The sequence below is a fragment of the Arsenicibacter sp. R0_47 genome (assembly GCF_057652235.1).
Window position 1 is genome coordinate 25,582 of record NZ_JBYFCJ010000017.1, and the last position, 15,189, is coordinate 40,770.

A 15,189-nucleotide genomic window follows, 5' to 3' on the forward strand; every position below is an offset into this window, starting at 1 on the left:
TTTAATACACTATTATTCATGTGGCGACCCAAAAGGGCCTTATTTATTAACACCTTGCCTTACGGATTAGTTTCGGCTTTACGCACAACCGGTTCCAGTACCTTCCAGACGTTTTCGGCCACAATACGGTGCCCTTCTGCGGTGGGGTGAATGCCGTCGGCCTGGTTCAGACGCGGAATTCCGCCTACACCTTCGAGCAGGAACGGTATCAGGATGGCCTTATTCTTGTCGGCCAGCTGCTTAAACAGTTCACGAAACTCTTTGGTATAGTTTGTGCCGAGATTGGGCGGAATCTGCATGCCGGCAATGACAATCGTCGCTTCCGGATTTTTACGGCGCACGGTGTCCATAATCGCCTGTAGATTCTCCCGCGTTGACGTAAGCGGCAGACCGCGCAGCCCGTCATTACCGCCCAGTTCAAGTACAAAAATATCGGCCGGCTGACGCAGTACCCAGCTGATCCGGCTCTTGCCGCCTGCCGAAGTTTCCCCGCTCAGACCAGCGTTGACGACTTTATACGGAAGTCCGAGTGAATCAATCCGTTTACCGATCAGGGCCGGAAATGCCTGCGAAGGGTCAAGGCCATAGCCCGCCGCCAGACTGTTTCCGTAAAATACGATCACCTTTTTAGCCGCTGCCGCCGCCGATGTAGCGGCCGGTGCTGATGCCTGCTTCTCGCCGGACGTAGTCTCCGCGTCGCCCGATGATTTAGAGTTACAGCCAACCAGCAACGTACACACCAGTGCTGCACCGGTTAACCCGCTAACTATCTGTTTCCAACGAAGATATGGCATCGCTTTGTTTCGCATAAAAATCATTAGTTTTCTTATCTGAACAACGAAATTAAACAGAGGTTTTACCCTTTAACAGTTCTTTTGGTCCATTCATCCGATTTTCCGGCAAAGATGGAAAGAATCCGGACCAAATCGGTGTTACCCAACAGATCATCGTTCGCATTGCCTTGCCGGCACTGCCATTTTATCATCCATGAGCATCTTACGTGTCGACAATCTAACAAAATCTTACCAAAGCGGTGGCCAGACGCTTACCGTTTTACATAGTGTCAGTTTTTCACTCGAAGCCGGCGATACGTTTTCCATCGTCGGCCCCTCGGGCAGCGGAAAAACAACCTTACTCGGTCTTTGTGCCGGCCTCGACCGTGCGACCTCGGGCAGCGTTTACCTCAACGGCGTTCAGCTCGACAACCTGAGCGAAGACCAGCGGGCCGCCGTCCGGAACCAGTACGTGGGCTTTATTTTCCAGAACTTTCAGTTGTTACCCACCTTAACGGCACTCGAAAACGTGATGGTACCTCTGGAGCTCAGCGGACAAGGCCGTCAGAACGGCCGCAGCATCGAACAAACCGCCCGCGAACTGCTGGAACGCGTCGGCCTCGGCAAACGCGGCCACCACTACCCGACCCAGCTTTCGGGCGGCGAACAGCAACGTGTCTCCCTCGCCCGTGCTTTTGCCAACCGCCCCAAAATCCTCTTTGCCGACGAGCCAACCGGCAACCTCGACACCGATACAAGCGCCACCGTCGTCGACCTGCTGTTCGAACTCAACCGCGAAGCCGGCACCACGCTCGTTCTCGTCACCCACGACCTCGACCTCGCCGCCCGCACCCAGCGCGTCATCCGGATCAAGGGGGGACATGCAACAGGAGACACAAATACCATTGCGCGATTGAGTGATTGAGCGATTGCGTGTTTTCACGCCCTGTGCTCCGCTCAATCACTCTTTCACTCAATCACTCATTATGAATACCTCATGGCTTTTTCGGATGGCGTGGCGGGATAGCCGCCGGAGTCGTCACCGGTTATTTTTATTTATGTCGGCCATTGTGCTGGGCATCGCGGCGCTGGTTGCCATTAATTCATTCAGCCACAATCTGGCCCGAAGCATCGACGATCAGGCCCGCGAACTGCTGGGATCCGACCTGTCGCTGTCGGCCAGCAAACCGGTTTCGTCCACCCTGCTGAATAAGGTCGGGTCTGAACGCAGCACGGAAATAGCATTTGCGTCGATGGTGCTGTTTCCCCGTACCGGCGGCGTCCGACTGGCGCAGGTTAAAGGACTGGAAGGTGCTTTTCCGTATTACGGCACATGGGAAACGGAACCGGCCAACGCACCGGATATCTTCCGGCAAGGCATGACCAAAGGGCAACGCATTGCCCTGGTCGACGATGCCCTGCTCATCCAGTTTGGTGCCAAACCCGGCGACTCAGTCAGGGTCGGTAACCTGTCGTTTCTGGTAGCAGGCCGTGTGCTGAAAACACCCGGGCAATCGGCCGTAGCCACCACCGTGGCCCCTACTGTCTTTATTCCGGCCCTGCTCCTACCCGAAACCGGCCTGCTTCAGCGGGGCAGCCGTGTGTCTTACCGGTTCCACTACCGCTTCTCCGATACAACCAACGTCGAAAAGCTGGTCAAACGCCTTGAGCCGATCCTCGACAAACAAGGCATTAACTACGATACTGTTGCCGAACGGAAACGGCAGACCGGCCGCGCCTTTGAAGACCTCGGCCAGTTTCTGAATCTGGTAGCGTTCGTGGCGCTGTTACTCGGATGTGTGGGTGTAGCCAGCGCCGTACACCTGTACGCCAAAGAAAAAATTGCGTCGGTGGCTATTCTTCGTTGCCTCGGTACCAGCGGCTGGCAGGCCTTCCTGATCTACCTCATTCAGACCTCACTGATGGGCTTTGTCGGGGCCATGCTGGGAGCCGCGCTGGGTTCAGTTGTTCAGCTCGTGCTACCCGATGTGTTTGGCAGTTTCCTGCCCGTCACCGTCGATACATCACTGTCGTGGGTAGCCATCGGTCAGGGCGTCGGTACGGGTTTACTGGTAGCGGTCTTGTTTGCACTGCTGCCGTTGCTGAGCATCCGCACCGTTTCGCCGCTGCTGACCCTGCGGGCCGGGTACGACGAAAGCGCAACCAATACCGGCCGCGACCCGCTGCGGTGGGGTGTTTATGTGCTGATTCTGCTGTTTATTTTCGGTTTTTCCTTTTTACAAACCATGAGCTGGAAAACCGCTCTCGGCTTCACGGCCGGTCTGCTCGTGGCCTTTGGCGTACTGACGGGCATGGGGCAACTGCTGATGTGGGCGGTTAAACGGTTTTTCCCGGTATCGTGGAGTTTTGTCTGGCGGCAGAGTCTGGCCAGCCTGTACCGGCCCAACAACCAGACCTTGATTCTGATTATTTCCATCGGGCTGGGCGCATTTCTGATCAGTACACTGTACCTGACCCAGAACCTGCTGCTGAGCCGCGTGGCGTTTTCGGCCAACGGCAGCGAAGGCAGCGTACGGCCCAATATGGTGTTGTTCGACATTCAGAACGAGCAGAAAAACGGGGTACTGCAACTGGTGAAGCAGCATAACCTGCCGGTGATTCAGTCGGTGCCGGTGGTAACGATGCGGCTGGCTGACATCAACGGACGGACAGTAGAAAGCATCCGGCAGGATACGGCGTCAAAAATTCCGGAATCAGCCCTCACCCGCGAATACCGGGTCACCTACCGCGATTCGCTCATCGACTCTGAGAAACTGATGACGGGCAAAGCGCCTTCGCTTCAGGACGGTATTCCGCATATTTCGGTGGAAAAGGATTATTTCACCCGCCTGAAGCTCAAATTAGGCGATACGCTCACGTTCAACGTGCAGGGGGCTCCGATTCAGACCATCGTCAGCGGTACCCGGCAGATTGACTGGAACCGGGTGCAAACCAACTTTCTGGTGCTCTTTCCGGGAGGGGTACTCGAACAGGCGCCCCAGTTCCATGTGCTGATGACCCGCGTGGCCGACACCAAACAATCGGCGGCCTTCCAGCGGGATCTGGTCCGGCTATATCCCAATGTATCGGCCATTGACCTTGGTCTGATTCTGAAAACCGTGGACGAACTGCTCGATAAAGTATCGTTTGTGATCCGGTTTATGGCCCTGTTCTGCATTTTCACCGGTTTACTGGTGCTGGGCAGTTCAGTGGTGATCAGCCGCTACCAGCGGATCAGGGAAAGTGTCCTGCTACGGACGCTCGGGGCCAGCCGCCGCCAGATTCTGAACATTACGGCCATCGAATACCTGTTTCTGGGCGTTCTGGCTGCGTTATCAGGTATCCTGCTGTCCGTCTTTGGTAGCTGGGCCTTAGCATATTTTGTCTTCGAATCGCCGTTCCGCCCCGATGTAGTGCCGCTGCTGCTGATTATCCTGATCATCAGCATACTGACTACAATCATCGGTCTGCTCAACAGCCGCGATGTGGTGGTACGCCCGCCGCTGGAGGTACTACGGGCAGAGGGGTAAAGCAAGGCTATTTGCCGAGTTCCTGTCGTATGTTTTTCACGAAAGCGACAGGAACTTCGGCAATAGCAGCAATCTGACTATCTGATACAGTCATCGTTAAAATCAGATTTTTTACAATGCTCGTTTTTGCTGTTTCTAAACCCTGCTGCAAACCTTCCTTCCTCGCCCGGTCAATAATCATTTCCTGAATACCCATAGTTGCTGATTTATCACTTAAACTTGCTATTGACTCTTCAAATTTAACACTATAGGCCGGATCGGCAAACCGAACATAATACTGTAAAAACGTCAACAGATCGCTGACTTTTTTAAGGAAACAGTTCTTCCAGCTCCTTATCCAGAAATTCAAACTCTCGCTGAAAATCAAAAAGATTCTCAGCTTCAGCGAACATAAATCGTAAAAAGTCATCACAGACACTTTCAAGAATGCCCTTCCAGAGTGAATCGTCCCGTTTCAAAGCCATATTATTTTTATTAAACTGAAATTCAGACCTTCTCCAGTGCCTGCGCCAGATCAGCAATCAGCACGGCAGGGTCTTCCAGACCAATGTATAGCCGGACTTTATTGAAGTTATCGGGGTTGGCATTCGGCGTGTCGGTTGTACGGGAAAACGACACACTCGCCGGAAATACCAGCGATTCATGCCCGCCCCACGATACCCCCAGCAGAAACCGCTGCAAGGCATCGGCAAACGCATCGACGCGGTCAATCTGATCGGTATTCAGCGCAATCGTCAGCAAACCGCCACAGGCTTTCATCTGGCGTTTGGCCAGTTCATACTGCGGGTGCAGCTTCGAGAACGGGAAATACACATGCTTTACTTTCGGGTGGTTTTCCAGAAACGTCAGCACCTGCATCGCGCTCTGACTGCTTCGTTCCAGCCGGAGTTCCAGCGTCCGTAAACCACGGATCATCAGCCACGCATTCTGCGGCGAAATGATGCCGCCGAAGGTCATGTACTCGGCATGGAAAATCTTCTTCATCATGGCATTTGTCCCGCAGATCACACCGGCAATCAGGTCCGAATGCCCGCCGATGTATTTCGATGCCGAATGCAGGCTAAGGTCGATGCCCAGCGCAAGGGGCTGCTGATACAGCGGTGTCGAGTAGCTGTTATCAATCATCGTCACAATCTCCTGACCGGCCGCTTTCCGGGCCTTTGCAATAGCTGCTACGGCCGCCAGGTCCTGTAACTCAAATGTGAACGAGTTCGGTGATTCGAGGTAAATAATCCGCGTGTTCGGCTGAATGGCGTTTTCGAAGTTTGCCGGATCAGTACCGTCGACAAAGGTGGTCGTCACCCCGAAGCGGGGTAACCAGTCAGTCATGAGCCGGTAAGTCCACGAATACGGTTTACTCACCGAAACGATGTGATCGCCCTGCTGTACGTTGGCCAGAATGGCGGTCGACATGGCCGTGGTGCCACTCGACACCACCAGCGCATCCTCAGCGCCTTCGAGCGCAGCCAGCTTTTTCCGCAGAATCTCAACGGTCGGGTTGTTGCCGCGGGTATAAAAATGCTTTTCGTACTCGTAATGCATGTCGTTGCGCATCGCATCGACACTCGGGAACGTAAAGTTGGATGACTGGATAACCGGCGGCGCAATGGCATTAAAGTAATTTGCGCGCTCTTCGCCCAGTTCGTTCAGGATGTATGAAAGGTCCATAAGTTAAAAGATTCGCTTTAGCAGATAATACAGTGGCCAGCCGCTCAGAAACAGGCCCCAGCCCACGGCAGCCGTCAACGGGTCGCTGATGACAACATTGACCGACACAACCACCAGAAACAGGATAAACAGCAGCGGAATAACCGGATAGGCCCAAACTTTGTATCCGGTATGCGTATCGTTGCCCGCCACCCGCCGGCGGAAAATAAACAGCGTGGCCGCCGCACTCGCCAGCGCAATGCTGTCAATCGACATTACATAGTTCACAATTTTTTCAAACGTACCAAGAAAAAAAAGCGAAATCAGCATGATCGCCAGCAAAAACGTCAGTGCGAACTCCTGCGTCTGTGTGCGGGCATTAACCCGTTTGAAGGCCGGTGGCAGAATCCCGTCGTCGGCCATGGCGTAGTAGACCCGTGGCAACGACAACAGGCTGGCATTCAGATAGCCCAGCACCGACGTAAAAATTGCGACAGACGCCAGTTTCCCGCCCCATTCGCCGAACATAGCCCGCGCCAGATCGGCTGCCACCAGCTTGCTATTGGTCAGTCCGGCAAAACCCAGCTGGTGATAATAGGCGTAGTTAAGTCCCAGATACAGCGCCATGATCAGCACCATACCGCCGATTATTCCCCGTGGGGTATTCCGGATCGGGTCCTTGATATCCGCCCCGAAATTGAGTACCTGCTGATAGCCGCCATAGGTGTAAAAGACCGCAATCAGGCTCGCAAAAAAATGCCATGCCGCGCCGCGATCCGAAGCCGTTTCGGCCGGATCAATCAATCCTGTATCCGTAGCGCCCGACATAAAAATACCCAGGCACAGCACCAGCATCAGCCCCACTTTCAGGCTGCTCAGGATGTTCTGCGTACGGGCACCGGAGCGGATACCCAGCATATTAACCACGTAAAAGAACAGCACCATACCGATGGCTGTCATGTTGATACCCAGCCGCGTATGCAGGTCTTCGGGCAGAAACGGATTCACGTACTCAGCACCGATCAGGGCTACCCCGACATTGCCGGCGCCGTAGGTCAGCACAATCACCCAGTTCAGCATAAAGGCAAAAACGGGATGAAAAGCCGTTGAAATTAGTTTGTAGAAACCACCGGGGAAATGGTAGCGCGCTCCGATTTCAGCGTAGGTAAGGGCCCCGCACAGGCTGACAAGGCCACCGGCAATCCAGGCCGCAAAGAAAATCGTGGGCGAACCGGCCGATTGCGCCACAATGGCAGGCGTCCGGAAAATACCAATGCCAATGACCAGACTGACAACAATCATCATCAGGTCAAATACCGAGAGTTTAGGTTGAATCATGATAATTCAAATAAACAACACGGTAAACGTTTTTACTACTCCCTGATCGAATTAGGTCCGTTTTACCCGTCCGCTAATGGTCATAGCCTTGTCCGAAAGCGGACAGCGTCCATCCTGCACGTAATCCAAGCTACTGACTATCAACCACAAAAGCAGTTTGGCACTGTGCTTGAACTACATAGCATCAGTATGTACAGCCTGGTTACCATTCCAGAAAAAGGTAACTTATATTGCATGCTGGTATCACTGAATTGCCGTTATACGATCAACTATACTTCATTATGATTTCGCTTAAAAATATCTCCAAATACTATCCGGCCGGCTTCGGGCGGGTATATGTGCTGCGCAACATCAGCCTCGACATTGCTGAAGGTGAGTTTGTTAGCATCATGGGGCCATCGGGTTCCGGCAAGTCGACGCTGCTCCATATCTTGGGTTTGCTCGAAGAGCCGTCTGAAGGCGAATACCTTTTTCTGGATACGCCGATCCAGAAACTGTCCGAAAAACGCCGGACCGATCTGCACCGCAACCACATCGGTTTTGTGTTTCAGGCATACCACCTGATCGATGAACTGACCGTATACGAAAACATTGAAACGCCGCTGCTCTACAAAGGTATGTCGTCGTCGGAGCGTAAAAGCCGCGTGGCCGATCTGCTCGACCGGTTCAACATTGTGGGCAAAAAAGACCTTTTCCCGAATCAGTTGTCGGGTGGTCAGCAGCAGCTGGTCGGCATTGCGCGGGCAGTAGCCGCACGCCCCCGGGTGATTTTCGCCGATGAACCTACCGGCAACCTGCACTCCGATCAGGCAAAGGAAATTATGGAGCTGTTTAAGAAACTGAATCAGGAAGACGGCGTTACCATTGTGCAGGTAACTCACTCCGACGTAAATGCGGCCTATGGCAACCGCATTCTGAACCTCAAGGACGGCTGGCTCGAATCGACACCCGTCCCGACGCTGTAGACAGGTTTTCTGACAGGATTACAGGATGAAACAACAACCAACCATGTTAACCCTGTAATCCTGTCAACCGATAACACCGGCGCGGGTAAGCAGCGGAAGAATGTCAGCAGTAGTGCCTTTGTAAAGCTGGATACCGGCCACATTCGCACAGAAAATCACATCGGCATCATCCAGCTCATGCGGTAAAAACAGTCCTTCCTGAACCGGAATGCCGCTTCGCAGCAACTGCCGCCGGATAACGCCGTTGATACAGCCCGATTGCAGCGACGGCGTGTACCAGCCGCCACGTTTTGCCCAGAACAGATTCGACGCCACGCATTCGGCCAGATGACCGGCCGTGTCCAGCAAAATGGCCTCATCGGCTCCCTGCTGCTGCCGGTAGTGCCCCGCCAGAACATACGGCAGCGCATTCAGGGTTTTGCAGGACGAGATAGCCGAGTGGCTGAGCCGGACATCCGGAAAAAAGCAGAACCGTTCTTTCGCTGTAACCGCAAACGCGGCTCCGGATCGTGCTGTCAGCAGCCAGTCAGCTTCGCAGGTCGCCGGTGTATATAACCCGCCCGGTTGCCGCCAGACCTGTAGTTTAATCCGCGCCGGCTGATCCGTCAGCCGGTTTGCGTCGAGTAACCGCAGTACAGCCTCATACAGGGCCTCCGGCGCCAGGCCGGCAGGGCGGTTCAGGTAAAGTGCCTGTAAGCCCTCATTAAGCCGTTCCATGTGATCCGGCCAGAACCAGACGGTATCCTGTTCGTAACGGATCGTTTCAAACAGCCCGTCTCCATATTGAAATGCCCGGTTGTGGGAGCTTGCCACAAAACCGGTTTCCGGCACTATGTCCGAGTTATAGACCAAATACATATGCCAAAATTACCGTTTATCCCAAATCGGTAGAAGCGCCAGATTTAACTTCGTAACATTGAACCATTAAACAACGCCAACGTATGAATTTTGTGCGTGCAGGAATCTGTTGGGCCGTCGCCCTGTCTATGTATACTGTTGCTCCGGCTTCGTTTGCGCAAACCGCAGCGAATGCGGTTTCGCCGGGTACGGCGGCAGCCAACCGGCTGAGTCTACAGCAGTGTATTGAGATTGCTCTTAAGAATAACATAACCATCCGTCAGGGCCAGTTGCAGGTCGAAAACAGCGCCTTGCAATTACGCCAGTCACGGCTGAACCAATACCCGACGGCTAACTTCAGCGGCAGCCAGGCGTTTAACTCCGGCCGTAACGTCGATCCGTTTACCAACCAGGCCGTTCAGCAGAATATCAATTCCAGCAACTACCAGCTGGGAACATCCGTCACCGTTTTCAACGGTTTCGCGCTGAAAAATCAGATCAAGCAAAGTGATCTGGCGCTTCAGGCCTCACAGCAGGAACTGAAAGCCACACAGAACAATACCGCCATTACCGTGGCGCAGAATTACCTGAACGTACTGACAGGTCAGGAACAATATGCGATTGCCCAGCGGCAGGCCGAAGTAACCCAGGCCCAGCTCGACCGTACGCAGCGCCTAGTAACGGCCGGAACTCTGCCCGAAGCCAACCTGTATGACCTCCGGGCACAGCTGGCACAGAATCAGGTTGACATCGTTAATGCGCAGAATACGCTCGAACTGGCGAAGGTAGCCCTTCAGCAGGCGATGAACGTACCGATTCAGAATATCGAAGTCGAACCGATCAATGTACCGAATCCGAGCACAGCGCCCTACATGGAAAGCGTGCAGCAGATCTACGAAACGGCGACCTCCTTCCTGCCGGATGTGCAGGGTGCCGATTTACGGGTGCGGAGCGCCGCATTCGGGGTAGAGGCCGCCAAAGGCAGTCTGTATCCGTCTTTGTCCATCAACGGTAACCTGTCGACGGTCTATTCGAGCGCAGCCCGTCAGCGGTTTGTTGCCAACGGACAAAAGGTCACTGTACCAACTTCGTATTTTATTCCGCTGCCGGACGGTACGCAGTTTCAGGTCCTGACACAATCACCCGACGGATCGTATTCGAGCTTTAAATATTTCGAACAGCTGCAGAACAACCTGAACGAATCAGTGTCGCTGTTCCTGCGGGTGCCGATCTTCGGTAACTTTCAGGCCCGTAACCGGGTGACAACGGCCCGGATTCAGCAGCAGAACGCCGAACTGAATTCACAGAATATCCGCCTGCAGCTCCGTCAGCAGATCGAAACAGCCTACACCAATATGCGGGCCGGTGCAAACCGTTACCTCGCTACGCAGGCACAGGTGACATCGCTGGAACGGGCGTTTCAGGCTGCCGAAAGCCGCTTTAACGCCGGTGCCCTGAATGCCACCGAATATAACATTGCCAAAACCAACCTCGACCGCGCGCGGGCCAGTCTGGTGCAGGCAAAATACGATTACGTGTTCAGAACGAAAATCTTAGATTTCTTTCAGAATAAACCGCTCACATTTTGAATGATTGAGTGATTGAGTGATTGAGTGATTGAGTGAATAACCAACTAGTCAATCAACCATTCCGCCGATCATTCACTCATTAATGATCAATATGAAAAAGAAGTCAAACCGTATCTGGTGGATACTGGGGGGTGTGGTTGTGGTGTTGATTGGTGGCTTAGTGGCCGCTAAACAGGCTGGCTGGATTGGAAAGCCGAAAACGACAGAGGTTGATTTTGCTACGGCAAAACGGACAAACATCATTGAACGCGTAAGCGCTTCGGGCCGCGTACAGCCGCAGGTCGAAGTAAAGATCAGTCCCGATGTATCGGGGGAGATCATCGGCTTATACGTTAATGAAGGGGATTCGGTGAAAGCCGGTCAGCTGCTGGTAAAAATCCGGCCTGACAACTACGAATCGCTGCTGTCTCGGGCTGAAGCTACGGTAAACCAAAGCCGTGCGCAGCTCGAACAATCAAAAGCCTCCGTTGCTCAATCGGAAGCACGGCTGATCCGTGCAAAAACCGACTATGAACGGAACCGCAAACTCCTCGCCGATAAAGTAATCGCCAGCACTGACTTCGAACAATCAGAAGCTAATTTCAACGTGGCCCGGCAGGAAGTAGAAGCTGCCCGTGCCAATGTGAAGGCTGCTCAGTTCAGCATCCAGAGCGCCGAAGCCAGTCTCCGCGACGCCAGAGAAAACCTGCGTAAAACCACGATCTACTCGCCGGTCAACGGTACAGTGTCGAAACTGAATGTCGAGCAGGGCGAACGCGTGGTGGGTACATCGCAGATGGCCGGTACGGAAATCATGCGCCTGGCCAACCTCAACAACATGGAGGTGCGGGTCAATGTCAACGAAAACGACATTGTCCGGGTAAGCATGGGCGATACGGCCGATATTGAAATCGACTCTTACACGACTGCCGGGCGGAAATTCAAAGGCATAGTCTATGAAATTGCCAACACCGCCAACGGCCTGACCAGCTCGGCCACCGGCGCGTCGATGTCGACCGACGCCGTGACAGAATTTGAGGTCAAAATCAAGATTCTTAACAGTTCATACCGCGACCTGACGGCACTGAAAGGCAAGAAAGGGTATCCGTTTAAACCCGGTATGACCGCTTCCGTTGAGGTCATCACCGACCGCCGGAACAACATCCTGACCGTACCGATTGCTGCCGTAACGACCCGCAGCAACACCCCGGCTCCGGATGCTGATAATAACAATGGTCAGGACAACAACAGCAATCAGGACCAGAATCAAAAACAGCCGAAGAAGGAAGAAGCCGTGAAAGAAATCGTCTTCATCAACGAGGGAGGTAAAGCCGTTGAACGCGTCGTGAAAACCGGCATCAGCGACTTCGAAAACATTGAAATTACGTCGGGGCTGAAAGACGGCGAACAAATTATTTCGGGCCCGTTCCTGGTGGTGTCCAAAAAACTGAAACCGAACGACCTGGTGGTGAAGCGCGATCCGAAAAAACAGCAGAAACCGGCCGAAAAAGATAACTAACCGCTAAGGAGCCAATATCAATTACCACCTGGTCATACAGGGTGCCTCAGTCATCGTTGCCTGTCTGTGAGGCTATGTGGTAAACGGAACATATACAGTACAAAAATTCAGATTAATAATAACGGACAATTGGTTAAAAGACGCCGGGAGATTCTAGGCGTTTTTTCTTTTTTTACCCCATCCGCCACACAACCATTTACGTACATTTTCTATCTTATAAGTAGAACTGATACAATGTTTCCGGAAGACGATAAACTACTGGCCTTGTCTTGTGCCGAGGGCGACAGCGCTGCTTTCGACCGGCTTTACCACCGCTATGCGCCAAAAATGCTGGTGGTATGCTCGCGCTATGCCCGCGACCGCGACGAAGCGCATGATCTCCTTCAGGAGGGTTTCATCCGTGTTTTTGAACAAATCCACACGTTTAAGGGTGCAGGCTCGCTGGAAGGCTGGATCCGGCGCGTGATTGTATCCGTTGCTCTGGCTAATTATCAGCGCCATTATGCTGAACGCAGCCAGACCAAAAGTCTGTCTGCTGAATTTACGGACGACGATCAGCCATTCCGGGCCGAAGAAATTACGGCTCAGATTGCGTTTGACGACATGCTCCGGATGATTCAGCAACTGACGCCCGCCTACCGCATGGTTTTCAACCTCTATGTCTTTGAAGGTATGAAACATCACGAAATCGCGGCGCAGCTGGGCATCAGCGAAGGGACCTCGAAGTCAAATCTGGCTCAGGCCCGACGCATCTTACAGGAGCGTATTACGAAAGTAATGTTTGATCTATCTTAATCATGAACACCACGAACAACTTTGACGACAATGAACTGGATAAGGCTTTCCGGTCGGCCCTCGACGACCGGCGCATGCCTGTTCCACCGGCTGTCTGGTCGAATGTACGGGCAACTGCACTGGAGAAACAGCTGATTAAAACACGCATACTCAACAACTGGCTAAGGGGGGCCACTGCCTTGCTGGCCGCTTGTCTGGCCCTGGCACTGTATTTTCTGGGAAAGCAATCGGTTAGTCCGGCAACGGGCGAAAAATCAATGGCCGCAGCGTCGAAACAGCAGTCCCTTAATCCGGCAACTGCACAGACCAGCGCCGGTACGGACTCCCCGGACAAGCCCCAGTTACGGGCCGGTTTACCTTTGGGCATGACGGCCGCGCATGAGCGGCTGGCAGCCATGGAAAAACAGGCCGCACAGCCGGTACAGGAGACAACAGCCACCCTGCCGGCAGTCCGCGCCGAAGGCAAACTGTCAGAAAACCTGTCGGCCCAGACACTGGAAGAAGCTATTGAAAGCAGCAACGACTCTGAACGCACGGCCGAACCGGCCCTGGCCCCGACCAAAAACCGGGCTGATGAAGAAATGCCTGACGGCAGTGAGATGTTTCCAATAGCGCCCGAGTCGGAGAATAACCTGATCATCAACAGCCAGTCGGAGTTGCTGCATCAGCCCGACGGCAGCAACACAACCTATCAGCCGGTGCTGACGCCACAGGCTCCGGCCGGTGCGTATCCGATGGCTCCGATGCGGAGCGTGAATGAACCGCAGGCCGGTCCGGGCCAGCCGAAAGGTATGGCTGCTCCGCAGCGTGCAGGTGTACAGTCACATGGATGGCCGGCCTTCCGGATGTTTGATTATCTGGCACCGCTGCTGCCAAAATCATCACCGAAACACATAAACAAAAAAAATCAGGGTATTAACTAGCACTATATCAGCATATTGCAAATACCCCTAGCTATTTTTTACATTTTTTTACAAGTTGACACAACCATTTGCCAGTGCTTTCTATCTTGTTATTGTAAGGCACACAGGAAGGTTGTAAGGTGTGTCGCTAAACGAGTCTACTCTTTCTAATCTTATCATATCGAACGAAGGTATAAATGGCTGGCGGTGCAAACTGTCAGCCATTATCTTTGTTACATGATACCTGAACCATTCCGGGCCGCCATCATCGGCGGCGGTCGTATTGCCGACAACAATCACATTCCTGCCTTGAAGGCGCTGGCCGGCCGCGTCGACGTAGTGGCCGTTTGCAGCCGCGATCTGACCAAAGCGCGTGACCTTGCCGACCGGCATGCCATCCCCCACGCCTTCAGCGATGCCGCCGCCATGTATGCGGCTGCCGCCCCGAACCTCGTGGTGATCTGCACGCCCAACAAACTGCACTACCCCTTTGCGCTCCAGGCCCTTGAGCACGGCTGCCACGTCTTCTGTGAAAAGCCACCGACCCTGACCGCACGGGAAGCCCGCCACCTCGCCGACGTAGCCGCCGGGAAAGGACTGATGCTGGGCTATAACCTCCAGCTCCGGCAGACCGCCGAATGGCAGCTCTTCAGCCGCTGTAAGGCCGAAGGCCGCCTGGGCGAGCTGTATCACATTAAAGCGAACTTCCTGCGCCGGCGCGGCATTCCGGGCTGGGGCTACTTCACCGACAAGGAGATGCAGGGCGGCGGGGCGCTCATGGACCTCGGCGTACACGTACTCGATCTGGCCCTGCTCGCCTTTGATTACGAACTACCGGCGCAGATTCTGGGTAACACCTACGATGTCATCGGCAAAGCGGGCGGCAAAGGACTGATGGGCAGCTGGGACCCTGCCACCTTCGGGGTCGAAGATGCCTGCATGGCCTACCTGTCGTTTGCCGATAAATCGTCGATCATCCTTTCGGCATCGTTTGCGCTGAACCAGCAGGCCGACATCGACCGCAATCTGGAACTGTTCGGCAGTAAGGGCGGGGTCCGGCTCTTTCCGTTTGTGCTCCATACCGAACTGGCCGGCGAACTGGCCGATGTACATTTCCCTTACCTGCCCGACACCGACATTCAGCTCAAAAATACGGAAGCCTTTGTGGACGCCTGCGACGGTAAAGCGTCGAATGTCTGTACCGCCGAACAGGGTGCGCGGCTCATGCAGGTAGTAGAGCAGATTTACGGTCAGGCCTGATTAAGTTTCTGAACGGTCCGCCCATATACTAAATAGTTTACCACATAGACACATA

General features: G+C 53.9%; 13 protein-coding genes. 8 read left to right on the plus strand and 5 right to left on the minus strand.

What is annotated here, in order from left to right; translation table 11 throughout:
* Window positions 1-59 precede the first annotated feature (59 nt).
* Window positions 60-794: an arylesterase gene (locus tag AC23NW_RS23295; RefSeq protein ID WP_487452445.1), complete on the minus strand. Its 735-nt coding sequence runs from the start codon at window positions 792-794 to the stop codon at window positions 60-62.
* Between the two features lie 193 nt (window positions 795-987).
* Here AC23NW_RS23295 and AC23NW_RS23300 point away from each other — a divergent pair, with 193 nt between their 5' ends.
* Window positions 988-1,698 (plus strand): ABC transporter ATP-binding protein, encoded by a 711-nt coding sequence (locus tag AC23NW_RS23300; protein WP_487452447.1) that lies wholly within the window; start codon window positions 988-990, stop codon window positions 1,696-1,698.
* A gap of 61 nt (window positions 1,699-1,759) precedes the next feature.
* Window positions 1,760-4,303 (plus strand): ABC transporter permease, encoded by a 2,544-nt coding sequence (locus AC23NW_RS23305; protein WP_487452449.1) that lies wholly within the window; start codon window positions 1,760-1,762, stop codon window positions 4,301-4,303.
* Window positions 4,304-4,310: 7 nt separating this feature from the next.
* Here AC23NW_RS23305 and AC23NW_RS23310 read toward each other — a convergent pair whose 3' ends face one another.
* The 3 genes from AC23NW_RS23310 to AC23NW_RS23320 form a co-directional block, all read right to left on the minus strand.
* Complete coding sequence (locus AC23NW_RS23310) at window positions 4,311-4,715, minus strand: hypothetical protein (protein ID WP_487452451.1); 405 nt, start codon at window positions 4,713-4,715, stop codon at window positions 4,311-4,313.
* Between the two features lie 74 nt (window positions 4,716-4,789).
* The gene (locus AC23NW_RS23315; RefSeq protein WP_487452452.1) at window positions 4,790-5,971 is read right to left on the minus strand and encodes a trans-sulfuration enzyme family protein; all 1,182 of its coding nucleotides are present in this window, start codon (window positions 5,969-5,971) and stop codon (window positions 4,790-4,792) included.
* Between the two features lie 3 nt (window positions 5,972-5,974).
* A complete protein-coding gene (locus AC23NW_RS23320) occupies window positions 5,975-7,288 on the minus strand; it encodes an APC family permease (RefSeq protein ID WP_487452454.1) in 1,314 nt (437 codons plus the stop codon).
* A 281-nt stretch (window positions 7,289-7,569) separates the two neighbouring features.
* Between AC23NW_RS23320 and AC23NW_RS23325 the strand changes: the two genes are divergently transcribed.
* The gene (locus tag AC23NW_RS23325; RefSeq protein ID WP_487452456.1) at window positions 7,570-8,253 is read left to right on the plus strand and encodes an ABC transporter ATP-binding protein; all 684 of its coding nucleotides are present in this window, start codon (window positions 7,570-7,572) and stop codon (window positions 8,251-8,253) included.
* A gap of 63 nt (window positions 8,254-8,316) precedes the next feature.
* Here AC23NW_RS23325 and AC23NW_RS23330 read toward each other — a convergent pair whose 3' ends face one another.
* Window positions 8,317-9,111 (minus strand): aminotransferase class IV, encoded by a 795-nt coding sequence (locus AC23NW_RS23330; protein ID WP_487452458.1) that lies wholly within the window; start codon window positions 9,109-9,111, stop codon window positions 8,317-8,319.
* A gap of 83 nt (window positions 9,112-9,194) precedes the next feature.
* On the opposite strand from AC23NW_RS23330, the gene AC23NW_RS23335 reads away from it, so the two are divergent.
* From AC23NW_RS23335 to AC23NW_RS23355, 5 genes are all read left to right on the plus strand, one after another.
* Window positions 9,195-10,679, plus strand: coding sequence for a TolC family protein (locus tag AC23NW_RS23335; protein WP_293844614.1), 1,485 nt, complete (start codon window positions 9,195-9,197; stop codon window positions 10,677-10,679).
* 91 nt (window positions 10,680-10,770) lie between these two features.
* Entirely contained in the window at window positions 10,771-12,177 is a 1,407-nt protein-coding gene (locus tag AC23NW_RS23340; protein WP_293844611.1) for an efflux RND transporter periplasmic adaptor subunit, read from the plus strand.
* Between the two features lie 234 nt (window positions 12,178-12,411).
* Entirely contained in the window at window positions 12,412-12,972 is a 561-nt protein-coding gene (locus AC23NW_RS23345; RefSeq protein ID WP_487452460.1) for an RNA polymerase sigma factor, read from the plus strand.
* Between the two features lie 2 nt (window positions 12,973-12,974).
* A complete protein-coding gene (locus AC23NW_RS23350; protein WP_487452462.1) occupies window positions 12,975-13,895 on the plus strand; it encodes a hypothetical protein in 921 nt (306 codons plus the stop codon).
* A 216-nt stretch (window positions 13,896-14,111) separates the two neighbouring features.
* Window positions 14,112-15,134, plus strand: a complete 1,023-nt coding sequence (locus tag AC23NW_RS23355; RefSeq protein ID WP_487452464.1) for a Gfo/Idh/MocA family protein — start codon at window positions 14,112-14,114, stop codon at window positions 15,132-15,134.
* Window positions 15,135-15,189 lie beyond the last annotated feature (55 nt).